Raw genomic sequence first — 21,354 nt, forward strand, 5'->3', positions numbered from 1 at the left:
AAGCCGCGGTGGGGGCCCCAAAAGAGCTTTCCCACAGCCCAAGCACGGGCATCCCATGTGGCAAAGCCAAGGCGCGAGCACTTAGCGCCCAAGCTCATAAAAGCCCCGGGCGTTGTGGAGGAAGTGGGCCAAAACCCCAGGGAGAAGGCTTCCCGTGAGGAGGTAGGCGAGGCCCAAGAGAAGGCCCGCCGCCCCGGTGTAAAGGGTGTAGGCCAGGGCTCCCCTGGGGGCGGGGTGCAGGAGGGCGAAGAGGAAGGCCTGGAGGAGCACCGCCCAGGGGCCCAGCTTTAAGGCGAGAAGGCTTTGCAGAAAGCCCCGGAAGAAGACCTCCTCGGCCAGGCCCGAGAGAAAGGCCAAGAGGAGGAGAAAAGGAGGGGTCGCCCCCGCCTGGCGCAGGGCCAGGCCCAGCTCCCGGTGAAGGCGCTCCGCCTCGTGAAAGGAATGGGGGAAGAGGCGGCGGAAGAGGGCCTCGAGGCCCGCCAAGCCCAGGAGGAGCCCAAGCCCAAGAAGGCTTTCCGCAAAGGGGTGCCTCCCCAGCATGGGAAAGCCCCCAAGGAGCATCCCCCCTCCCCCCAGGAGGAGGAGCCCCCCCTGCAGGAGAAGGAGAAAGCGGAAGGGCTTGGGCACTACTCCTGCCCTAGGGAGAAGCCCTGGTCCAGGAGCTTCCTGGGATAGGCCCGGAAGGCCAGGAGGGTTTCCGTGCGCTCCACCCCTTCCAGGCCCAGGATCCCTTGGGTTACGGCCTCGTCCAGCTCCTCGAGGTCCTTGAGCCGGAGGAGGGCCACCAGGTCATAAGGCCCGGTAACGGAGTAAACTTCCGCCACCTGAGGCAGCTCAGCGATGGCTTCCCCCAAGGGGGCGATGCGGTCGCCCCGGGTGCGGATGAGGACGAAGGCGGTGATCACTCCTCCATCATAAGGGCCTTCACGAAGGCGAGGCGGCTCATCTCCCCTCCCGAGAGGTAGGCCGGGGGGCTCTCCCCGCCGAAAAGGCGCTTGAGGGCTTCCTCGGGGGTGAGGCCCTGGGCCCGGAGCCTCTGGGCCTCCTCCCGCTTGGCTTCCAGGAAGTCCCGCTTGGCTTGGAGGGCCTTTAAGGGAGCCTCCACGGGCCCGGCGTGGGCGCAGTAGAAGGCTCGAGGCCTGAGAGCGAGCACCCTCTGGAGGCTTTCCAGGAGGGCGGGGAGGTCAAACCCTGGGGTGGCCAGGCTGGCCTTCACCCCCAGGAAGAGGTCCCCCCCGAAGAGGAGGCCGGCCTCGGGGTCGTAGAGGGCCACGTGGTCGGGGGCGTGGCCTGGGGTGGGAAGAAAGTAAAGGGGGCCGATCTGCTTGGCCACCTCCACCCGCAGGGGGCGGGGGCTTCCCCAGACCAGGCGGCGGTAGAGGCGGAGGGGCTTGGGGGCGGCGACCAGAGCGGCCGTCAGGGCGCTCCCGTAGACGGGAAGGCCAAGCCGAAAGGCTCCCCCGGCGTGGTCCTCGTGGGCGTGGGTGAGGAGGGCGGCCTCGGCCTCGGGGGCGAAGGGGCGGGCCTTAGGGGGGCCTGTGTCCACCAGGAGGCCCCGGTACCGGTAGACATAAACCCCATACCCCACCCACCGCCCCACGGGGGTGGTGAGGTAAAGGGCCTCCACGCCATCCCCTATGGGCCCCCAAACCATGTACCGAGTATATCCTTAGTCGGCTTCCAACACCAGCTTGGGCCGGAAGCGGAGGGCATCGGCCGCCACCAGGTGGAGGGGGATGCCCCGGTAGCTCTGGGGAAGCCTGGCGGGGTCGGCCCCGTGCAGGTGGCCGTAGACGATGGCCGCGGGGCCGGCCTGGGCGGCCAGCTCCAGCAAGGGGGTGGCCTCCCCGCCGGGTCCGAAGGGGGGAAAGTGGAAGGCCACCAGGAGGTGGCGGTAGGGCCTCCCTTCCAGGGCCCTCAGGGAAAGCCCGAGCCTTTCCACCTCCCGGGCCAGGATCTTCTCGTCCTCGGGGGTTTCAGGAGGGTACTGCCAACCCCGGGTGCCCGCCACCGCCACCCCGTCCAGGACCAGGGCATCGTTTTGCAGGGCGTACATGCCTTCGGGAAGGGCGGCGCGGAGCCGGGAGATGGAGGGCCACCAGTAGTCGTGGTTGCCCTTAAGGAGCACCTTCTTCCCCGGGAGCGCCGCCAGGTCCAGGAGGTCGGGGATGGCCTCGGGGAGGCGCATGGCCCAGGAGATGTCCCCGGCCACGATCACCAGGTCCGAGGGCCCCACCACCTCCCGCCAGCCGCGGAAAAAGGCCTCGGGATGGCCTTGCCAGCCGGGGCCGAAGATGGTCATGGGCTTGGGGTGGACGCGGGAGAGGTGGGGGTCGGCGATGGCGAAGACCCGCATGGGCCATAGCGTACCCTAAACCTATGGACAAGGCCTTCGCCTACGCCCTGCGCCTCCTCGCCGCTCGGGCCATGAGCCAGGCCCGCCTTAGGGAGAAGCTCCTGGCCCGCTTTCCCGAGGCCGAGGTGGCCCAGGCCCTGGAGCGCCTCCGGGCCTTGGGTTACCTGGACGACCGGGCCTTCGCCGAGACCTTCGTGGCCGTCCGGCGCAAGTACGGCCCCCTGAAGCTCCGCCACCTCCTTAGGGCCCAAGGGGTGGGGGAGGAGGTGGTGGAGGCGGTTCTCGGGGAGCTTGGGGAGGAGGAGGCCCTCGAGGCCGCCCTTAGGGCCCTGCGCCGCTACCCCAGGCGCCAGGACAAGGCCAAGGCGGTGCGGTTTTTGGTGGGGCGTGGCTTTCCCCTCTCGGTGGCCTTGCGGGCTTACGAGCTTGTCAGCGGGGAGGAAAAAGAGTAAAAAGAGCCCATGCCTGAGGTACGTGCCGAGCGCTATATCCCTGCCCCCCCGGAGAAGGTCTACGCGCTGGCCAAGGACCTGGAGGGCCTGAAGCCCTACCTCAAGGAGGTGGAAAGCCTCAGGGTGCTTTCCCGCGAGGGCAACCGTACCCGGAGCGAGTGGGTGGCGGTGGCCATGGGCAAGAAGGTCCGCTGGTTGGAGGAGGAGGAGTGGGACGACCAAAACCTCAGGAACCGCTTCTTCTCCCCGGAGGGGGATTTTGACCGTTACGAGGGCACCTGGGTGTTTCAGCCCGAGGGCGAAGGCACCCGGGTGGTCCTCACCCTGGTCTACGAGCTCACCATCCCCATCTTTGGGGGGCTTTTGCAAAAGCTGGTGCAGAAGCTCATGCAGGAGAACGTGGAAAGCCTCCTGAAGGGCTTGGAGGAAAGGGTCTTGGCCGGCTAGTTGCCAAAGGGCCCCGCTTGCTCTAGGATGGGCTTTGAGCCGCCCATGTCTTCCCCGAGCGGGTGGCCCAAGGGTTTTCAGGAGGTCAGAGTGGAAACGTTGCGCGTCTCTTCCAAGTCCCGCCCCAACTCCGTGGCCGGCGCCATCGCGGCGCTTCTGCGCACCAAGGGGGAGGTGGAGGTGCAGGCCATCGGGCCCCAGGCTGTGAACCAGGCGGTGAAGGCCATCGCCATCGCCCGCGGCTACATCGCCCCCGACAACCTGGACCTGGTGGTCAAGCCCGCCTTCGTCAAGCTGGACCTGGAGAACGAGGAGCGGACCGCCTTGAAGTTCAGCATCAAGGCCCATCCCCTGGAGTCTTGAGGCCCGACACCCCGAGGGGCCTGGCCCTGGCCGTCCTCCTCCAGGTGGAGGAAGGGGGCCGGGCCCAGCACTTTTTGGATCAGGTCCTGGACCGGGTGGACTGGCCCGAGCGGGACAAGGCCTACGCCACCCACCTGGTCTACGGAGCCCTCCGCCGCCTGAGGCTTCTGGACTTCATCCTGGAGCCTAGCCTTAAGGCCCCGGAGAGGCTTCCCAGGGAAGTGCGCTGGGCCCTGCGCCTTGGGGCCTTTGAATGGCTTGTGGGGAAGCCCGACCACGCCCGGGTGAGCCCCTGGGTGGAGGAGACGAAACGCCGGTACCCGGGGCTCGCGGGGCTGGTGAACGCCGTGCTTCGCCGCCTGCGCCCGAGGGAGGCCCCGGAGTGCGTGGGCCTTTCCCTCCCCGACTGGCTCTGCGGGGCTTGGCGGGGCTTCTTCGGGGAGGTGGGCTTCGCCGAGGCCTTTAACGAGCCCGCCCCCCTCTTCGTCACCGCCTACCGGGAGGTGGACCTAAAGCCTGGCCCCCTGCCGGAGAGCTACGTCTGGGAGGGGCCTAAGACGGACTTCCCCGCCTTGGGCCTCCAGCCGCAAAACCCGGCTTCCCTCTTCGCCGCCCAGCTTCTGGACCCCAAACCTGGGGAGAAGGTGCTGGACCTTTGCGGCGGGGCCGGGCTCAAGGCTTTTTACCTGGCGGCCAAGGGGGCGGAGGTGGTCTCCTACGACCTAAACGCCAAGCGCCAGAAGGCGGGGGCGAAAACGGCCCGGCGCCTCGGCCTAAAGGTGGCCTACCGCACCCAGGACCTGCGGGAACCCCTTTCCGAAAGGGCTAAAAAGGTTCTCCTGGACGCTCCTTGCACCGGCACGGGCACCTTCCGCGCCCACCCCGAGCTCCGCTACCGCCTGGAGGAAGGGGACCCGGCCCGGATGGCGGCCCTTCAGCTTCAGCTTCTGGAAACCGCCGCCCAGGCCACGGAGGAGGGGGGGATTTTGGTCTACGCCGTCTGCTCCCTCACCGAGGAGGAGGGGGAAGGGGTGGCCCGGGCCTTCTTGGAGAGGCACCCCGAGTTCCGCCCGGAGCCCTTCTCCTCTCCCTTGCCCGTGCTTCGGCAGGGGCTTGGGGTTTACGTGTCCCCCGAGGGGGGCCTGGACGGGTTTTATTACCTCCGCCTCCGCAAGGTAGACTCAAGGGCATGAAGCTCGCCTTCCTGGGCCTTGGCAAGATGGGCCGGAGCATCCTCAAAGGGGCTTTGGAGCGGGGTTTTTTGCGCCGGGAGGAGGTGGGGGTGGTGGGGCGCACCCCGGAGCGGGCCCGGGCCCTGGCCGAGCCCTTTGGCGTCCGCCCCCTTACCCTGAAGGACCTGGCCGAGGCCGAGCGCGTGTTGCTCGCCGTTCAGCCGCGGGACTTCCCCCAGCTGGCCCCGGAGGTTCCCCGGGCCGGGGTGGGTTTCCTCTCCATCATGGCCGGGGTTTCCACGGCCGTCTTGGCCCGCAGGTTGGATACCCGCCGGGTGGTGCGGGCCATGCCCAACCTGGCGGCCATGATCGGGGAGAGCTCCACCGCCCTCACCTCTCTAAGGGAGGCCCAGGAGGCGGGGGACCTGGACTTCGCCCGGGCCCTTTTCGCCACGGTGGGGGACGTGTACGAGATCCCCGAGCGGCTCTTTGACCCCTTCACCGCCATGTCAGCCTCGGCCCCCGCTTACCTGGCGGTGGTGGCCGAGGCCCTGGCCGACGCCGGGGTGAAGATGGGCATGCCTCGAGCCCTGGCCCTGCGCCTGGCGGCGGACGCCCTGGCGGCTACGGGGGAACTCCTCAAGACCCGCCACCCCGCCCAGCTCAAGGACGAGGTGGCGAGCCCCGGGGGCACCACCATTCACGGCCTCCACGCCCTCGAGGCCCGGGCCCTCCGGGCCGCCTTCTACGAGGCGGTGGAGGCCGCCACCCGCCGGGGGCACGAGCTGGGGGAGGTGGAGTGATGCCGAGGTCCTGGGCCCTGGTTCTTTTCCTGGCCCTGGCCCTGGCCCAGGTCTTCCCCAAGGAGGGGGGGCGCTACGCCTACTCCGACGGCACCCTCCAGGAGCTGAGGCCCACCTCCGAGGGCTTCCGCCTGCGCTACAGCAAGGAGGGCAAGGTCCTTCGGGAGGACCGCCTGCGGGCCTCGCCCGAAGGGCTTTACCTTTTGGGGGTGGGGCTCCCGGAGGGCTACTTTTCCTTTGAGCCCCCCCTCCTCCTCTACCCGGCCCGCCTGGAGCTGGGAGCGGCCTGGGGGGGAAGCGCCCGCTTCCTGGGCCAGCGGGTGGCCCTTTCCGCCCGGGTGGAGGGGTGGGAGGGGGTGAGGGTGAGGGCCGGGGCCTTCAACGCCTACCGGGTGCGGGTGGCCTACACCACGGAAAAGGGAGGCACCGACCTCAAGGAGCTCTACCTGGTGCCGGGCCTGGGGGTGGTGGCCTACCGGGCGGGGGAGGGCTGGGTGGAGCTTTTCCGCTACCAGCCTCTAAGCCGGTAGCGGAGAAGCTCCCCGTACATGCGGAGCCGGTGGAGGAAGCCGGGGAGGAGGCCCCGCTTTTCCTCCTTCATCACCTGGCTCACCCCGGGGAGGGGGAGGTAGCGCACCCGCCAGCCCCTGGCCTTGGCGTGGCGGGTGAGGAGAAGTTCCAGGTCGTAGCGGGCCTTTTCCAGGCCGGGCACCCCCTTGAGGGCCTCCGTGGCCACGGCCCTTTGCCCCGAGAGGAAGGGGGTGAGGCGCATGGCCAGGTCCGTGGAAAGCCGCCCTCCCCGGAAAAGCCCCACGGTCATCTCCGCCTCGCCCCGGGCTACCGGCTCCAAGAGGGCGTGGAGGTGCTCGAGTTTCAGGCCCAAAAGGTCGGCGTCCAGGAGGAGGACGAAGGGGGTCCGCACCGCCTTAAGCCCTTCGGCGATGGCCCCGCCCTTCCCCCGGTTCTCCCCTAGCCGCACCACCTCGGCCCCGGCCTCCTCGGCCCTTCGGGCGGTTTCGTCCTTGGAGCCGTCGTCCGCCACCACCACGGGAAACCCCGCTTCCCGGGCCACCCGCACCACCTGGGCGATGGTGGCCTCCTCGTTGAAGGCGGGGATCAGGACCGTGGCCTCCGCCACCTCACCCTCCGAGAAGCCGCCTCAGGTCCTGGAAGGTGACCAGGAGGAGGAGAAGGAGAAGGAAGAGGAAGCCCAGGTAGTGGACGGTGGCCTCCTGCTCGGGCCGGAGGCGGAGGAAGCGGCCGAGGAAGAGGAGGAGGATGCGGCCGCCGTCTAAGGCGGGGATGGGGAGAAGGTTGAAGAGGGCGAGGGAGAGGTTGATGGCGGCGGCGAGTTCCACCAGGCGGAAAAGCCCCTCCTGGGCCGCCCGCCCCGTCTCCACCAGGATGCCCACGGGGCCCAGGACGCCGCTATCGGGGTTCCCCGCGAGGACGCCGAGAAGCCCCCCCACCAGGGCCCGGACGAGGGCGGGCCCGAAGGCCAGGGTCCGCCCTGCGGCGAGGCCGAGCCCCTCCAGGAAGCCCACCTTGCGGTAGGCTACCTCCGGCTGGTAGACCACGCCCAAGCGTTCCATCCCCTCTTTCCAGGTGAGGGAGAGGGCCACCTCCTTGCCCTCGCGGAGCACGGCCAGGGTGTGGGCGCCTGGGGTCTTGAGCCCTTCAATCTCCTGGGGCCTTTCCAGGGGCTTTCCGTCCACGGCGAGGAGGATGTCCCCCGGCTTGAGCCCCGCCTCCTCGGCCACGCTCCCCGGCAGGACCTCGAGGATCACCGCCCTGCCCGTGGCCTCGGGCACCCCCTGGGCGCTGAAGAGGTAGGCGAAGAGGCCCCAGGCGAGGAGGAGGTTCATGGCCACCCCCGCCACCAGGACGAACAGCTTCCCCAGGAAGGGAAGGGCGTCGTACCCCCTTCCCTTTTCCTCGGGGAGGAGGCCCTCTATATCGGCGTACCCCCCGAGGGGGATGGCGGAAAGCCGCCACTCGGTGCCCCAGGCCTCCTTGCGCCAAAGGACCGGGCCGAAGCCGACGCTGAAGGCCTTGACCCGCACCCCTTGAAGCCTCGCCGCCAGGTAGTGCCCAAGCTCGTGGACGAAGACGCTTACGCCGATGATGACCAGAAACCAGAACAGGCTCATGCCCACCTCTTGGCCTCCTCCCGGGCCCAGGCGTCCGCGGCGAAGAGGCTCTCCCATGTTAGGGGTTCCGTGGGGGTGGCTTCCAGCACCCGGGACAGAATCTCGGGGATGCGGGGGAAGGGAATTTTCCCTTGGAGGAAGGCCTCCACCGCCACCTCGTCGGCGGCGGAGACGGCTACCTGGGCCAAGCCTCCCCGCCTTCCCGCCTCGTAGGCCACGGCCAGGGCGGGAAAGCGCTTGAGGTCGGGTTCCAGAAACTCCAGCACCCCGGGGATGGGGAGGTCCTTCAAGGGGGTTTCCGCCCGCTCGGGGTAGGTGAGGGCGTACTGGATGAAAAGCCGCATGTCCGTGGGGCCGAGCTGGGCCTTGAGGCTCCCGTCCAGGAAGCGCACCAGGCCGTGGACGTAGGCCTGGGGGTGGATGAGGACCTTGATCTTCTCCAGGGGGAAGCGGAAGAGCTCCTTGGCCTCGAGGACCTCGAGGCCCTTGTTGAAGAGGGTGGCCGAGTCCACGGTGACCTTGGGGCCCATCCGCCAGCGGGGGTGGCGGAGGGCCATCTCCGGGGTCACCTGGGCGAGGTCCTCGGGCTCCTTGAGGAAAGGCCCGCCGCTCGCCGTGAGGACGAGTTCGGCCACGTCCTCCCGCCTCTCCCCGAGGAGGGCCTGGAAGAGGGCGGAGTGCTCCGAGTCCACGGGGAGGATCTCGGCCCCGTGGGCCTCCGCCTCCTGCCAGAGGAGGGGGCCCGCGGCCACCATGGCCTCCTTGTTGGCCAGGGCCACCCGCTTTCCCGTGCGCAGGGCGGCCCGGGTGGGGGCAAGCCCGGCGAGGCCCGGGATGGCGGCCACGGCCACCTCGGCCTCCAGGGCGGCCACCTCCTCGGCCGTGGCGAGCTTGAGCCCGGGAAAGCGGGCTTTGAGCTCGGCGTGGAGGCTTTCCTCCGCCGCCACCAGGCGGGGCTTCCAAAAGGCGATCTGCTGGGAGAGGGCCTCGAGGTTTTTCCCGGCGGCGAGGCCCACCACCTCGTAGCCCCTCAGGCGGCAGACCTCGAGGGCCTGCCTTCCGATGGAACCCGTGGAACCAAGGACCACGACCCGTTTCATGTGAAGAGCACCACCAGGTAGTAGGTGAGGGGGAAGGTGAAGAGGAGGCTGTCTATGCGGTCCAAAAGCCCTCCGTGCCCCGGGAGGAAGTGCCCGGAGTCCTTCACCCCGCAGTAGCGCTTGAGCATGGACTCGGCCAGGTCCCCGAGCTGGGCCGCCAGGGAGAGGAGAAGGCTGAAGAGCCAGAGCTCCAAAAGCCCAAAGGGAAAGACCTCCCGCACCAGCCCCGTGTAGACCAAGAGGGCCAGGAAGCTTACCGCGATGCCGCCCAAAGACCCCTCCACGGTTTTGCCCGGGCTGATCTCGGGGGCGAGCTTCCTGCGCCCGAAGAGGCGGCCCGCGAAGTAGGCCCCGATGTCGGTGGCGAAGCTGGCCACGATGGGAAGGCTTAGGGTCCAAAGCCCTAGGGCCCCATCGGGGGTTTCCCGGAGGAGGAGGACGTAGCCCAGGCTCCAGGGCAGGTAGAGGAAGGCCAAGAGGGTGAAGGCGAAGCGGGTGAGGTCGGCTCCCTTCAGGAGCTCGTAGCTGAAGGCCGCCATGAGGAAGAGGCCCAGGGCCACCTCCCGCCAGGGCACCTGGGGAAAGTGCCAGTGGAGGGAAGGCAGGGAGAAGAGGAAAAGCAAGAGACCCCCGAGGAGGAGGAGGGGCAGGTTGAGGGCCACCCCTCGGCGGGCCAGCATGCCCTGAAGCTCCAGGCTTCCCAGCCAGAGGACGAAGGCCAAGGCGGGAAGGATTAGGGGAAGGCCGGCCCAGAGCACCAGGAGAAGGAGGCTTGCCCCCATGAGGGAGGAAAGGACGCGGGTGGGAAGGTCGTCCCTCACCCCCGGTCTCCTGGGGCGCTTTGCGCGCTGGGCACGGTCTTCGGCATGGCCTTGGCCCCTCCCCTGCGGGCCTGGGGATGAGCTAGTGGAGGATCTCCTGTTCCTTCTTCTCCACCATCTCGTCCACCTTGGCGATGAACTCGTCGGTGATCTTCTGGATCTCCCCTTCGGCCCGCTTGGTGTCGTCCTCGGAGAGGTGGAGTTCCTTGGAGAGCTTCTTCAGCTTTTCCAGGGCCTCGCGGCGGACGTTGCGGATGGCGATCCGCCCCTCCTCGGCCAGGTGCCGGGCGGTCCTCACCAGCTCCTTGCGCCTTTCCTCGGTGAGGGGGGGGATGTTGATGTAGAGGGCATCCCCCTTGTTGCTGGGGTTCAGGCCGAGGTCGGACTCGCGGATGGCCTTCTCTATGGCCTTGAGGGCGTTCTGGTCCCAGGACTGGACCACCAGGGTGCGGGCGTCGGGGGCGGTGACGGTGGCGATCTGGGAGAGGGGAACGTGGGTCCCGTAGTACTCCACCTTGAGGTGGAGGAGGAGGGCGGGATTGGCCCGCCCGGTGCGCAGGCCCGCCAGGTTGTGCTCCAGGGCCTCGAGGCTCTTTTGCATGTGGCTCCGGGTTTCCGCGTAAAGCTCCTTCAGGGTCATGGTCCCTCCTTATCTACGGGTGGATCAGGGTGCCCACCTTTTCCCCTTGGATAATACCCACCAGGGCGCCCGGCTTGAAGATGTCAAAGACCACGATGGGAAGCCCGGCCTCCATGCAGAGGGTGATGGCGGTGGTGTCCATGACCTGAAGGCCGCGGTTCAGGACCTCGAGGTAGGTGAGCTCGTCAAAGCGCACCGCCTCGGGGTTCTTGCGGGGGTCGTCGGAGTAGACCCCGTCCACCTTGTTCTTGGCCATGAGGACCACCTCCGCCCCCACCTCCAGGGCGCGGAGGGCGGCGGCGGTGTCCGTGGAGAAGAAGGGGTTCCCCGTTCCCCCGCCGAAGATGACGATGCGCTCCTTCTCCAGGTGGCGGAGGGCCCGCCTCCTGATGTAGGGCTCGGCCACCTGGGGGATGGTGAGGGCGGTCTGGACCCGGGTGGGGATGGAGAGGGCCTCGAGGGCGTCCTGCAGGGCCAGGGCGTTCATGATGGTGGCCAGCATGCCGATGTAGTCGGCGGTGGCCCGGTCCATCCCCACCCCCTGCCGGGCCCCCCGCCAGAGGTTTCCGGCCCCGATGACGATGGCCAGCTGGACCCCGGTCTCGTAGGCGGCCTTGATCTCCTGGGCCAGGGCCCGGGTGGCCTCGGGCTCAATGCCGAAGCCGTTTTGCGTCAGAAACTCGCCGGAAAGCTTCAGGAGGACGCGCTTGTACTTCATGGCTCTAAGAAAAACCGGGGCCCTTGGGTAGGGGCCCCGGCGGCTTCCATGGCCTACGCTCCCACTTCCAGGCGGCAGAAGCGCCGCACCACGATGTTTTCCCCGGTCTTGGCGATGGCCTGCTGAATGAGCTCCTTCACCTTCACCTTGTCGTCCTTGACGAAGGGCTGCTCCAGGAGGACCACCTCCTCCAGGTACTTCTTCAGGCGGCCCTCGGCGATCTTCTCGGCGATCTCCTTGGGCTTCCCCTCGTTGAGGGCGGCCTGGATGTAGATCTGCCGCTCTTTCTCTAGCTCCTCGGCGGGGATCTCCTCGAGGGAGACGTAGCGGGGGTTCATCATGGCGATGTGCATGGCGAGGTCCTTGGCCAGGCCCTGGAAGATCTCGTTCCGGGCCACGAAGTCGGTCTCGCAGTTGAGCTCCAGGATCACCCCCACCCGCTGGTTGTGGTGGATGTAGTGGCCGATGATGCCTTCCCGGGCTTCCCGCTCCGCCTTCTTGGCGGCCTTCATGGCCCCCCGCTCCCTTAGGAGCTGGACGGCCTTGTCCTCGTCCCAGCCGGCGTCCTCGAGGGCCTTCTTCACGTCCATCATCCCGGCCCCCGTGGCCTCGCGGAGCTTCTTGATGAGTTCGGTCTGGCTCATGCTTCCACCTCGTCTTCGCCTGCCAAGCCCTCGTCCAGGGTCCCCTGGGCCTCGGCCCGCTCGGCCTCCTCCACCAGGGCGTAGGAGGGGGAGGGCCCCGCCACCCCGCCCCGGGCCTCGATGATGAGGTCCGCCGCCCGGGAGAGGATGAGCTGGATGGAGCGGATGGCGTCGTCGTTCCCGGGGATGATGTAGTCCACCAGGTCGGGGTCGGAGTCCGTGTCCGCCAGGGCCACCACGGGGATGAAGAGCTTCCTGGCCTCCCGCACGGCGATGGCCTCCTTGGTGGGGTCCACCACGAAGACCGCGTCGGGAAGCCGCTTCAGGCGCCGGAAGCCGGAGAGGTACTTCTGCAGGCGGTCAAGCTCGTGCTTGAGGCGCACCTGCTCCTTCTTGGGGCGGTGGTGGATGTCCTCGGAGGCGAAGAGGTTTTCCAGCTCCTCCAGGCGGTGCACCCGCTGGGAGATGGTCTTGAAGTTGGTGAGCATCCCGCCCAGCCAGCGCTGGTTCACGTAGGGCATGCCCGCGCGTTCCGCCTCCATGCGCACGATGTCTTGCGCCTGCTTCTTGGTGCCCACGAAGAGCACCGTTCCCCCGCGCATGGCCAGGTCCTCGAGGAAGCGGAAGGTGCGCTCCAGCTCCACCATGGTCTTCTGGAGGTCAATGATGTGGATGCCGTTGCGCTCGGCGTAGATGTAGCGGGCGAACTTGGGGTTCCAGCGCTTGCGCTCGTGGCCAAAGTGGACCCCGGCTTCCAGTAGCTCCTTCACGCTGATGTTGACCGGCATATTCCTCCCATCGGGGAAGGTTGGGCTTGGCGTTTCCCGTGCGCCGCCCTCGTTCCCGCGGGACCTTCCCCTGCCCGAGGGCTGGTGCGGCACACCTTTCCGATTATAGAGGGGAAGGGTCCTTTGCGTAAGCCCCCCTCTTGGGCTATACTGCCGAAGGCTTGGGGCGGTAGCTCAGAGGGAGAGCACCCGCCTTGCAAGCGGGAGGTCCGGGGTTCAAATCCCCGCCGCTCCACCAGCTCCAGGACGCAAAGCTTCACCCCCCGGTAGCGTGGCCGGGGGGTGGGTTTTACTGCAACGCGGTTCAGGCCCGGGCCCGGGGACGGGCTCGGGGTCAATGACCCAGCCCCGCCGCTCCTCCTTCAGGAGGTGGCGGTACACGTTCAGGGTGATGTCGTGGACGACCCGGTGCAGGGGGCGAACCGCTACCTGGAGGTGCGCACCGTAGGGGGCACCGGGTGCTCCTGGAGAACGCCGCCCTGGTGGTGGAGGGGTGATGTGGTAGATGGGCGTGGGCACCGGGTAGGGGGGGCCTTGCTCTGGTATGGTTCCATTATACCTTGGGGACTATGGGTCACGGAACGGCTAAAGCCCCCCTTCCACCGCCCTAATCTTCGGGCCTTTGGCGATGAGTTCTTCCAACTCGGCGATGGTCTTTTCCTCGAGGTCGTTTGACCTATCTCGGAGGGCGAACGCCTGAAGGACCCGCTTGCCAATGGCTTCCTGCACGTCCAGAGGGGGGCTGGGGATGACGACCTTGGCCAGATGCTCCACCTCGAGGTGGTCAATCACGCCCCCGTAGATCTCTCGCCGAAGCTGCACCTGTCCGTAGGGGGAAGCCAAGAAAGCATAGAGGTAGCCGGGATGCGCCAAGGACTTTTCCGTGGCTATGCGAGCGAGGTCATCACTCCCAGCCCAGCCATCCCAAGCCTTCGTCACCAACCCCATGTCGCCTATACTGCCGCTACGGCTAACGAGGATTTCGCCAACCTTTAAAAGGGCTTCGGAAAGCCCTGGCGTCCACTTAGCGATGTACCGCCGCTCCAGCACCCGCACCGTGGCCAAGTCGGAGGGGCGCACGAAGGGCACGCCTTTATCCGGGCCTACGTAGTGGCGCTTGAACCGAGGAGGGATGCGGATATAGGCGGTCAATTTCTCCAGAGGGACGAGGGGGTATCTCCCCGCCTTTAGGGCACGAAGAAGGCTTTCCGCCTCGGGCACGTGGTAGGAGCCGTCTAGCCTCCCTTCCAGCTCGCTGCGCTTCACCGCAAAGGCGGGCACCTTGGTCCCGGGCGGGTTGGGAAGGTATTCGGGCTCGAGGGCCTCCGGGTCGGGGAGCCCAAGAAGCTCGTATAATAGCTGCTCTGCTTCTTTTAGAAGAAAGCTTCCCCGCTCCCGCAAGCTGAGGGCGCGGAGCATTTTGGTGTGAATGCGGTGTTTTCTCTCTTGAGAAAGATCGGGAACCAAGAAAGACTCAACCTGATGAGACCCAATCTCCTTAACCACCGCACCAAACTGAATTCCCTTTAGGAGGCCGTCTCCAAATCTAGACCGTAGGAAGGCATACAGAAAGCCACCTTTGCCTGATTTTTTAGGCTTTAGGCGGATGGCATGTTCAGTAACTGCTACTTTTTCAAGATAACTATCCACCAGAAGGGCTTGCCCCACGGTGCCCGAACGACTGACCAAAATCCAGCCGCGCTTTACCATCAGGTCTTGCCAGTCCTCTGGGGTTCCGTAAAGGAAATCCTTGGGCTTTAAGGGCCAAAAAAACATCTCCCGCGAGCCCACAAAGGGTGTTCCTTTACCCTTAGGGGCATAGGGACGTTTGAAGCGGCCAGGGTAAAAGACATGCGCCATTTCCCCTAGGGGCCGGAGCGGCCACCGACTCTGATCAAGCTCCAAGCGGGCCTGCACGGCTAGGGCGTAGTAAACGGCGTCCAAGCGCTTTTCGCCTTCCCTTAGATAAACGCTCCCTACGCGCAGAAAGTTGAGGCTCACGCTTCCTCCGCTCTCGCCTTAAGTTCTCCCCTGAGCCACTGCACGAAGACCTCGGCCACCTCGCTTACCTCATCGTCCCGTTGGCCTACCAGGAGGTGGCCTTCTTCATCCCGCTTCCACAGGTCGTTGCCCCGCCGGTCGTAGCCCATCGTCCGGGGCACAGCCATGAAGACCTCGTAGTCTAGGGGCTTGCCCGTGATCTCTTCCCGCTCAATCTCGGCCTCGGTCTTCTTGCGAAGCACCAAGACGCTGGTCTGGGTTCCCGTCCCCCCAAAGGCCACAAAGGTCTCAATGGGCAAGTCCACGCTGGCCACTACCACGAACTTCTCGAGTATCCACTCCCGGATAAACTCTAGCCCCGGGTTAGACAGAATGCTGTCGGGAAGCACAATGGCCAGAACCCCACCTGGGGCAAGCCACTGGTAGGCCCGTTCAATGAAGAGCTGTTCCGGAGGGAGGCTGCTCCGCGAGCGTCCTCCGTCCAATCCGTATCTTGTCAACTCGTACTCCTTGAGAATATCGGGATTGTCCACCTTAAGGCCGGGACCGTTGCCAAAGGGCGGATTGGTCACGATCAAATCCACGCTCCCAGGGGGAAGTTTTTCCTGCACCACCTTGGGCATTTGGGAAAACGGAATAAGGCTTCCCCCCTCCACGTGGTAGACGTTGCTGCTTCCGTCCCCATGCATCACCAGGTTCATCTGGGCGGCGCGCACCAGGAGGGGGTTGATGTCCAAGCCAAAGACGTTGCGGTTGCAAATCTCCCGAAGTTCGTTGGCAACGGCCTGTTCTAGAGCCTCTTCGGAGGCGTGTTTTCCTTGTTCTCGCTCCACCAGGTAAGCACGAAGCTCGTTCATGAAAGCCCGGAGGAACCCCCCGGCCCCCACTGCGGGGTCCAGGACCCGGATATTGGTCCACCCTTTCTTTCCCTTGCTGGAGACCAACAGGGTTTTTACCCCCATGCGCACCGCCATCCGGCACACGTTGTCGGGGGTGAAAAACTCGCCCCGGTCCCCCCTAAGGTTGTCTCGCACCACTTCCTGGTAGGCCGCTCCCTTGATGTCGGTCCGGGTGCGCAGGAAGGAGTATTGCCTAAGCTCGCTTACCGCATAGGCCAAGACGTCATCATTGAGCCGGATCCGATCGTCCGGCTCAAAAATGTAGGGGTACTGAGATTTGACGTCATTAAACAGCTTTTCCAGCCGCTTCCGCAAAGCCTTTTTCCCCGCTTCCGAAAACCGCTCTTCTGGGGCGATGTCAAAGTCCAGGGGGTCGTTGGCCCCCTTGACGCGCTCTTCATAGACCTTGCAGAAAACCAGCTTTAAAAGCTCATGGAAAGCCTGTTCCTTGGGCAACCCTTGGTTGGCGTAGATGTAGTTGTGGATGCGCCTTAGCTCCCGCTTTAGCCCCTCCGCGGGCTTGAGGTCCTTGAAGGTGAGCCGGCGAGGACTTTTTTCCCCGAACCGAGGGATGTCCGTGGTGGGTTCCACGCGGCGATCGCCGTTGCGGGCGACTACCTGAAAAGCTTGCCGCTCGGCACCTACCCAGAGGCCCCACCGGGCGTTGGGGCAAGCCGCAAGGTAGCTTTTGAGCTGCTCCACGCCCTTTTTCTTGTCCGAAGCCTTCACGTCCTCGCGTTTGGCTTCTATGATGACGCGGATGTTCTCTATCTCGTGGGGCTTGCCGTGCTCATAAATCACGAGGTCGGCTCGAGGGCGGCGGGTGCCCATAGGAATGGTTACCTCAATGCCCAGGTCTTCCTTGGGGTAACCGTATTCCTCCACGAGCTTCCTCGCCCACTCCTGGCGAACCTGTTCCTCGGGCGTGTCCTCCCGCAACTGACCGGTGACGTAGCACACAAGCTTGTTCTCAGGAAGCAGGGGCGTAGCGCCTCCCTCTTTAGGGGTCTCGTTGTCCTGGTAGTCCGGGGTTTCCATAGCCCCAAGTTATATCCCGACGGCTAGGGGCGGGTAAAGAGGATTGCCCGTCCGAGCGGCCGTCAGCCACCGACGGCTGAAGCCGTCAGCTTGCCAGGAGGGGAAGATGCGTGAGGGGAGTGGGCTTGAGGGTGTAACGCACCGTGAGGATCTGCACGAAGTCATCATAGCACGAAAAAACCCCAGCCCTGAGGCTAGGGGTTTGGCGGAGAGGGCGGGATTCGAACCCGCGAGGCAGGTTTAAGCCCGCCTACACGATTTCCAGTCGTGTCCCTTCAGCCACTCGGGCACCTCTCCGCGTGCCAAGCCCGAGTTTAGCAAGGGGGCTTCCTTCCGTCAAGTAAGCTAAAAACCGTGCGGGTGGTGGTGGCCCACGAGAACCTGGACTTTGACGCCCTGGGCTCCATGGTGCTGGCGGGGAAGCTTTTCCCGGGGAGCCTCCTTGCCCTGGTGGGGGGCCTCGAGGGTCCGCTTAAGGAGATCGCGCCCCTTTTGGAGGACCGCTTGGACCTCGTCCCCGCCTCGGAGATCCCCCTGGACAGGGTTTCCGAGGTGATCCTGGTGGACAACGCCCGCCCCGAGCGCATCGGGCCCTTCAAGGCCCTGGTGGGCCGGGTGCCCTTCCTCGTCTTTGACCACCACCCGAGGACCCCCGGGGACGTGCCCGCCGTGGGGGGAAAGGTGGCGGCGGTGGGGGCCACGGTGAGCCTGCTCCTTCCCCTCCTCAGGGAGCGGGGCCTCGCCCTCACCCCCTTGGAGGCCACCCTGGCCTACGCCGGGGTTTGGGAGGACACCGGGGGGTTCAGCTTCCCCTCCACCACCCCCTTGGACCTCGAGGCCGCCCACCACCTGGTCCTCATGGGCGCGGAGGTCCCCCGGGTCAGGGACTGGGTGCGTCCCCACCTGGGGGAGGAGGCCCGGGGTGTCCTCAAGGAGCTCCTCAAGACCGCCCGGGTGGTGGAGGTGGAGGGCTTCCGCCTTCTCCTGGCCCGGGCTAGGGAGGAGGGGTACGTGCCCGCCCTGGCCCCCCTGGCCCATACCCTTCTGGACCTGTACGAGGCGGACGGGGTGCTCTTGGCGCTCCGGCTGGGCAGGGAGGTCCTCCTCATCGCCCGGAGCAAGGCGCGCCTGGACGTGGCCCGCTGGCTCGCCCAGGTGGGGGGCGGGGGGCATCCCCGGGCGGCCTTCGCCCGGGTAAGGGGGGCGCGGAGCGCCTTGCGGAGGCTTCTTTCTAACCTCTCCCTCTTCCTTACCCCCGAGCCCACCTTGGGAGAAGCCATGACCTCCCCGGTGGAAACCCTTTTCCCCACCACGGTGGGGGAGGCCCTGCGCAGGCTGGAAGAACGGGGCTACGGGGCTATGCCCGTGGTGGTGCCCCTGGAGGGGGGCGGGGTGCGGGTTTTGGGGCTCGCCCGGCGGCGGGACCTGAGGAAGGCGGAGCGCCTGGGCCTAGGCCATCACCCCGTGGAGGGCTTCCTGGCCCGGGCCCTGGTCCTTCCCCCCGATACCCCCCTCTCCCAGGCCGAGGCCCGGCTGAGGGAGGGGGGAGGCCGGGTCCTGGTGGGGGAGGCGGTGGGGGAGGGGTGGCGGCTTCTTGGCATCTTCACCCGTACGGACCTCTACCGCAAGCGGCCAAGCCCCGAGCCAAGCCTGGGGGAGAGGATCCTCGAGGCCCTTCCCGAAGGGGCCAGGCAGGTGGTCCTGGCCCTGAAGGAGGCTTTCCCCCAGGGGGTGTACCTGGTGGGCGGGGCGGTGCGGGACGCCCTGCTTTCCCGCTCGGGGCCGGACCTGGACCTGGTGCTGGAGCCGGGGGTGCGGGTGGGGGAGGTGGCCCGCTTTTTGGCGGAGCGCTTCGGGGGAAGCTACGCCCTCCACTACGCCTTCGGCACCGGGCGGGTGCGCCTTCCCTTCGGTCTTTCCGTGGACCTGGCGGAAAGCCGGGAGGAGGTCTACCCCTACCCCGGGGCCCTGCCGGAGGTACGCCCGGCTCCCATCGCCAAGGACCTGGAAAGGCGGGACTACACGGTGAACGCCATGGCCCTTTCCCTTTCCACCCTGGAGCTTCTGGACCCCTACGGGGGTCTTAAGGACCTGGAGGCCCGCCTCCTAAGGCCCCTCCATCCCCTTTCCTTTGTAGAGGACCCGAGCCGCATCGTCCGGGGGGCCCGCCTGGCGGCCCGGCTCGCCTTCCGCTTCGCCGAGGAAGCCTTGCGCATCCTTCCTCCCGCCCTCCTGCCCGAGGTGCTGCGCACGGCCAGCAAGAGCCGCCTCCGGGACGAGCTCCTGCTGACCCTCGAGGAGGACACCTTCTACGAGGCCCTGGCCCTTCTGGAGGAAATGGGGGCCCTGAGGCCCCTCTACGGCCTCTCCCTTCCCGAAAAGGCCCCCTTCGCCCGCCTGCGCCTTCCCGAGGACGCCCTGGAAAGGACCTGGGTGGAGGCCAGGCTTCTGCTCCTCCTCTTCTTCCAGGAAGCTCCTCTGGCCAGGGCCCAGGCCCTCGCGGTGCCCAAGCGCCTCCAGGAGGACCTGGCCCTCCTCCTCCAGGCGAAGAGGGGAGAGGAGGTTTCCAGGGAAGCCCTGGACAAGGAGCCTTTGCGAAGCGTTTTTCTGGCCCTTTTTCCCGAGCGGGAGGCTTGGCTTAGGGAAAAGCGGCGGGTCCTCCGGGGGCGGGACCTCTTGGAGATGGGCCTTGCCCCGGGTCCCAAGGTGGGGGAGGTCCTGAGAAGGGTGGCCGAGGCCCGGGCGCGGGGGGAGGTGCGCACCTTTGAGGAGGAGCTGGCCCTAGCCCGTAGACTGGTGGACGATGGGACTGTTCCCCCTGCTCCGTGACCCTCCGGTCTTCCTCCTCTCCTTCCTCCTCGGGGCCTTCGGGCTCGTGCTCCACAACCTGCTCCAGGCTTGGCTCGCCGACCGCTACGGGGAGCGGGCCCCGAGGTGGCAGGGCTTCCTCTCCCTGGACCCCAGGGTCCACCTCGAGCCCCTGGGCCTCCTCCTCCTGGTCCTCCTGGGCTTCGGCTGGCCCCGCCCCGTGCCCACCCGCCTGCCCGGGTCCAAGGGGTTCTGGGTGGCCCTCATGGGCCCCTTGGGCTTTTTCCTCGCCGCCTTCCTCTACGGCCTCCTGGCCCGCTTCCTGCCCTACCCCTTCGGCGAAGGGCTCTTCGTGGGCCAGCGCCTCATGCTCCTCCACGCCGCCATCTACCTCTTCCCCGTGCCCCCCTTGGACGGGGCCAAGGCCCTTTACGCCGTGGGGGGCCCCGAGGCCCGCCGCTTCCTGGACCAGCTCGCAGGTCTCGGGCCTCTCGGCTTCCTCCTGGTCTTCCTCGTCCTCTCCTACACCGGGGTCACGGGCTCGGTGGTGGAGGGGCTTGCGGGCCTCCTGCAGGCCCTCTACCGGGTCTTTGGCCTATGATCGCCCTCCTTGGGCAGGACCCCCTGGCCTTCGCCCTGGCCCTTTCCGCCCTCCTCTTCAGCCTCGCCCTGCACGAGTGGGGCCACGCCTACGCCGCCTTTCTCTTCGGGGACGACACCGCCCGCCGCCTGGGGCGCCTCAGCCTGAACCCCTTGCGCCACCTGGACCCCCTAGGTACCCTCCTCCTCATCCTCGCGGGGTTCGGCTGGGCCAGGCCGGTGCCCGTGAACCCCCTGGCCTTCCGCCGCTACCGCCTCGGGCTTTTCGTGGTGTCCGTGGCGGGCATCGCCATCAACCTGGCCCTGGCGGTCCTCCTCGCCCTCGCCGTGCGGGGGCTTTTGGCCTTGGACCCCTTTGGCGTGGTCCAGACCTTCCGGGGGGAGGTCCGTACCCCTACCGGGGTCTTGGCCCTGGGCCTCTTCTTCGCCAGCAGCCTCAACCTGGTCCTGGCGGTCTTCAACCTCCTGCCCATCCCCCCTCTGGACGGCTCCAAGATCCTCCAAAGCCTTCTTCCCCTTTCCTGGCAACCTTTCCTCTGGAGCCTGGAAAGGTACGCCTGGCTCTCCTTTCTCCTCATCCTCACCGTGCTTAGGGGGCCCATTCAGGAGGTCCTGGCCCTCGCCCGGAGGGCCTTCTTCGGCTTTTTTTTGGGCTAAGCGCCTGGCCTGAAGTGCCCGAGGTGGGGCTTTGGGAAAGCGCTTTTGGGGCCCCCACCGCGGTAAAAGCCGCGGTGGGGTGCTTAACCCTCCCCAAGCCAGCCCCGGAGGACCTCGAGGTTCCAGGCGTCCTCCTCGGGGCTCCTCGGGGTTTCCAGGATGAAGACCCGCCCCCTCAGGCGGGGGTCCAGGAGGACCCCCTTGAGCCCTTCTCCGATCTCGCCCTGGAGGAGGTGGGCGTGGTGGTCCACCCGGCTTCCCAGGCCCCCCACGGAGTCGTTCAGGTGGACCACGGGCACCCGCTCCAGGCCCACGGTCCGGTCCAGCTCGGAAAGCACCTCCCTGGGGGCGTCCTTCACGGGGTACCCGGCGGCGAAGGCGTGGCAGGTGTCCAGGCAGACCCCCATGGGGGTTTCGGCGATGAGCCAGGCCAGCTCCTCAAAGCGGGCCCCCACCTTTTCCCCGCCCCCGGCGGTGTTTTCCAAAAGGAGTTTGGGGCGTTCCCTCACCTGGGCCAGGCGGAGGGCCTTAAGGGCGCCTTCCCTCACCCGCTCCGGGCTTCCCGAGCCCGGGTGGACCACCACGTACTCCACCCCGAGGAGGGCGGCCTTTTCCAGGTCGTCGGCGAGGCTCATGACGCTCTTTTCCCAAAGCTCCCCCTCCGCTCCCAGGTTCACCAGGTAGGAGGCGTGGATCACGGCGGGAAGCCCCCCGGCCGCCTCCCTTAGGGCGCGGAAGGCCTCCACTTCCCCGGGGGAGAGGGGGCGGGTCTTCCAGCCCCTCGGGCTTTTGGCGAAGATCTGGAAGGCGGAAAGGCCCAGGCGCAGGGCCTCCTCCACCGCGCCCGCCACCCCCTTCTTCCCGGCGATGGAGAGGTGAAAGCCGTAGCGGACCATC

At 67.0% G+C, this 21,354-nt stretch carries 24 protein-coding genes and 2 tRNA genes; 10 read left to right on the forward strand and 16 right to left on the reverse strand.

The annotated features are described in order from the left end of the window. Positions 1–81: 81 nt before the first annotated feature. Genes ABJK26_RS09200 through ABJK26_RS09215 form a run of 4 tightly spaced genes read right to left on the reverse strand, consistent with a single transcriptional unit; the run spans position 82 to position 2,356 of the window. Entirely contained in the window at positions 82–627 is a 546-nt protein-coding gene (locus ABJK26_RS09200) for a CPBP family glutamic-type intramembrane protease (protein ID WP_347241987.1), read from the reverse strand. Continuing rightward, positions 627–905 (reverse strand): Lrp/AsnC ligand binding domain-containing protein, encoded by a 279-nt coding sequence (locus ABJK26_RS09205; protein WP_347241988.1) that lies wholly within the window; start codon positions 903–905, stop codon positions 627–629. The genes ABJK26_RS09200 and ABJK26_RS09205 overlap by 1 nt, the downstream gene beginning before the upstream one ends. Further along, positions 902–1,654: an MBL fold metallo-hydrolase gene (locus tag ABJK26_RS09210; protein WP_347241989.1), complete on the reverse strand. Its 753-nt coding sequence runs from the start codon at positions 1,652–1,654 to the stop codon at positions 902–904. The genes ABJK26_RS09205 and ABJK26_RS09210 overlap by 4 nt, the downstream gene beginning before the upstream one ends. A gap of 15 nt (positions 1,655–1,669) precedes the next feature. Then, the gene (locus ABJK26_RS09215) at positions 1,670–2,356 is read right to left on the reverse strand and encodes a metallophosphoesterase (protein WP_347241990.1); all 687 of its coding nucleotides are present in this window, start codon (positions 2,354–2,356) and stop codon (positions 1,670–1,672) included. Between the two features lie 23 nt (positions 2,357–2,379). On the opposite strand from ABJK26_RS09215, the gene ABJK26_RS09220 reads away from it, so the two are divergent. The 6 genes from ABJK26_RS09220 (at position 2,380) to ABJK26_RS09245 (ending at position 6,123) form a co-directional block, all read left to right on the forward strand. Further along, entirely contained in the window at positions 2,380–2,808 is a 429-nt protein-coding gene (locus ABJK26_RS09220) for a regulatory protein RecX (protein WP_347241991.1), read from the forward strand. A 9-nt stretch (positions 2,809–2,817) separates the two neighbouring features. After that, the gene (locus ABJK26_RS09225) at positions 2,818–3,255 is read left to right on the forward strand and encodes an SRPBCC family protein (protein WP_347241992.1); all 438 of its coding nucleotides are present in this window, start codon (positions 2,818–2,820) and stop codon (positions 3,253–3,255) included. A 90-nt stretch (positions 3,256–3,345) separates the two neighbouring features. Continuing rightward, the gene (locus tag ABJK26_RS09230; protein WP_014515944.1) at positions 3,346–3,618 is read left to right on the forward strand and encodes a stage V sporulation protein S; all 273 of its coding nucleotides are present in this window, start codon (positions 3,346–3,348) and stop codon (positions 3,616–3,618) included. Beyond that, entirely contained in the window at positions 3,615–4,811 is a 1,197-nt protein-coding gene (locus ABJK26_RS09235; RefSeq protein WP_347241993.1) for a transcription antitermination factor NusB, read from the forward strand. The genes ABJK26_RS09230 and ABJK26_RS09235 overlap by 4 nt, the downstream gene beginning before the upstream one ends. Then, positions 4,808–5,593 carry a pyrroline-5-carboxylate reductase gene (proC, locus tag ABJK26_RS09240; RefSeq protein WP_347241994.1) on the forward strand — a complete coding sequence of 262 codons (786 nt, stop codon included), beginning with the start codon at positions 4,808–4,810 and terminating at the stop codon, positions 5,591–5,593. The genes ABJK26_RS09235 and proC overlap by 4 nt, the downstream gene beginning before the upstream one ends. Next, complete coding sequence (locus ABJK26_RS09245) at positions 5,593–6,123, forward strand: hypothetical protein (protein ID WP_347241995.1); 531 nt, start codon at positions 5,593–5,595, stop codon at positions 6,121–6,123. Before proC ends, ABJK26_RS09245 begins: the two co-directional genes overlap by 1 nt. Here ABJK26_RS09245 and ABJK26_RS09250 read toward each other — a convergent pair. From ABJK26_RS09250 to rpsB, 8 genes are all read right to left on the reverse strand, one after another. Further along, a complete protein-coding gene (locus ABJK26_RS09250) occupies positions 6,102–6,731 on the reverse strand; it encodes a glycosyltransferase (protein ID WP_347241996.1) in 630 nt (209 codons plus the stop codon). The genes ABJK26_RS09245 and ABJK26_RS09250 overlap by 22 nt on opposite strands. Before the next feature lies 1 nt (position 6,732). Next, positions 6,733–7,743, reverse strand: coding sequence for a M50 family metallopeptidase (locus ABJK26_RS09255; protein ID WP_347241997.1), 1,011 nt, complete (start codon positions 7,741–7,743; stop codon positions 6,733–6,735). Next, a complete protein-coding gene (dxr, locus tag ABJK26_RS09260) occupies positions 7,740–8,843 on the reverse strand; it encodes a 1-deoxy-D-xylulose-5-phosphate reductoisomerase (protein ID WP_347241998.1) in 1,104 nt (367 codons plus the stop codon). Before dxr ends, ABJK26_RS09255 begins: the two co-directional genes overlap by 4 nt. Then, positions 8,840–9,664, reverse strand: a complete 825-nt coding sequence (locus ABJK26_RS09265) for a phosphatidate cytidylyltransferase (protein ID WP_347241999.1) — start codon at positions 9,662–9,664, stop codon at positions 8,840–8,842. Before ABJK26_RS09265 ends, dxr begins: the two co-directional genes overlap by 4 nt. Before the next feature lie 82 nt (positions 9,665–9,746). Then, positions 9,747–10,304 carry a ribosome recycling factor gene (gene frr, locus ABJK26_RS09270; protein ID WP_347242000.1) on the reverse strand — a complete coding sequence of 186 codons (558 nt, stop codon included), beginning with the start codon at positions 10,302–10,304 and terminating at the stop codon, positions 9,747–9,749. Positions 10,305–10,317: 13 nt separating this feature from the next. Further along, entirely contained in the window at positions 10,318–11,022 is a 705-nt protein-coding gene (pyrH, locus tag ABJK26_RS09275) for a UMP kinase (RefSeq protein ID WP_347242001.1), read from the reverse strand. Positions 11,023–11,075: 53 nt separating this feature from the next. Then, positions 11,076–11,666, reverse strand: coding sequence for a translation elongation factor Ts (gene tsf, locus ABJK26_RS09280; RefSeq protein WP_347242002.1), 591 nt, complete (start codon positions 11,664–11,666; stop codon positions 11,076–11,078). Beyond that, positions 11,663–12,454: a 30S ribosomal protein S2 gene (gene rpsB / locus ABJK26_RS09285; RefSeq protein WP_347242003.1), complete on the reverse strand. Its 792-nt coding sequence runs from the start codon at positions 12,452–12,454 to the stop codon at positions 11,663–11,665. Before rpsB ends, tsf begins: the two co-directional genes overlap by 4 nt. 163 nt (positions 12,455–12,617) lie before the next feature. Here rpsB and ABJK26_RS09290 point away from each other — a divergent pair. Further along, positions 12,618–12,692, forward strand: a tRNA-Ala gene (locus ABJK26_RS09290). Positions 12,693–13,039: 347 nt separating this feature from the next. On the opposite strand, the gene ABJK26_RS09295 is transcribed toward ABJK26_RS09290, so the two are convergent. The 3 genes from ABJK26_RS09295 to ABJK26_RS09305 form a co-directional block, all read right to left on the reverse strand. Beyond that, positions 13,040–14,398 carry a restriction endonuclease subunit S gene (locus ABJK26_RS09295; RefSeq protein WP_347242004.1) on the reverse strand — a complete coding sequence of 453 codons (1,359 nt, stop codon included), beginning with the start codon at positions 14,396–14,398 and terminating at the stop codon, positions 13,040–13,042. A gap of 53 nt (positions 14,399–14,451) precedes the next feature. Next, on the reverse strand, positions 14,452–16,392 hold the full coding sequence (locus ABJK26_RS09300; RefSeq protein ID WP_347242005.1) for an N-6 DNA methylase: 1,941 nt from the start codon (positions 16,390–16,392) through the stop codon (positions 14,452–14,454). A 203-nt stretch (positions 16,393–16,595) separates the two neighbouring features. Then, positions 16,596–16,689 (reverse strand) — tRNA-Ser (locus tag ABJK26_RS09305). Positions 16,690–16,746: 57 nt separating this feature from the next. On the opposite strand from ABJK26_RS09305, the gene ABJK26_RS09310 reads away from it, so the two are divergent. The 3 genes from ABJK26_RS09310 to ABJK26_RS09320 are packed head-to-tail and all read left to right on the forward strand — an operon-like array spanning position 16,747 to position 20,457. Next, positions 16,747–19,221: a CBS domain-containing protein gene (locus tag ABJK26_RS09310; RefSeq protein WP_347242006.1), complete on the forward strand. Its 2,475-nt coding sequence runs from the start codon at positions 16,747–16,749 to the stop codon at positions 19,219–19,221. Further along, positions 19,196–19,801, forward strand: coding sequence for a site-2 protease family protein (locus tag ABJK26_RS09315; protein ID WP_347242007.1), 606 nt, complete (start codon positions 19,196–19,198; stop codon positions 19,799–19,801). The genes ABJK26_RS09310 and ABJK26_RS09315 overlap by 26 nt, the downstream gene beginning before the upstream one ends. Then, on the forward strand, positions 19,798–20,457 hold the full coding sequence (locus ABJK26_RS09320) for a site-2 protease family protein (RefSeq protein WP_347242008.1): 660 nt from the start codon (positions 19,798–19,800) through the stop codon (positions 20,455–20,457). The genes ABJK26_RS09315 and ABJK26_RS09320 overlap by 4 nt, the downstream gene beginning before the upstream one ends. Positions 20,458–20,540: 83 nt before the next feature. Here ABJK26_RS09320 and nfo read toward each other — a convergent pair whose 3' ends face one another. Next, a complete protein-coding gene (nfo, locus tag ABJK26_RS09325) occupies positions 20,541–21,353 on the reverse strand; it encodes an endonuclease IV (RefSeq protein ID WP_347242009.1) in 813 nt (270 codons plus the stop codon). Between the last annotated feature and the right edge of the window lies 1 nt (position 21,354).

Origin of the sequence: Thermus sp. (assembly GCF_039793865.1) — a bacterium.
Lineage (GTDB): Bacteria > Deinococcota > Deinococci > Deinococcales > Thermaceae > Thermus.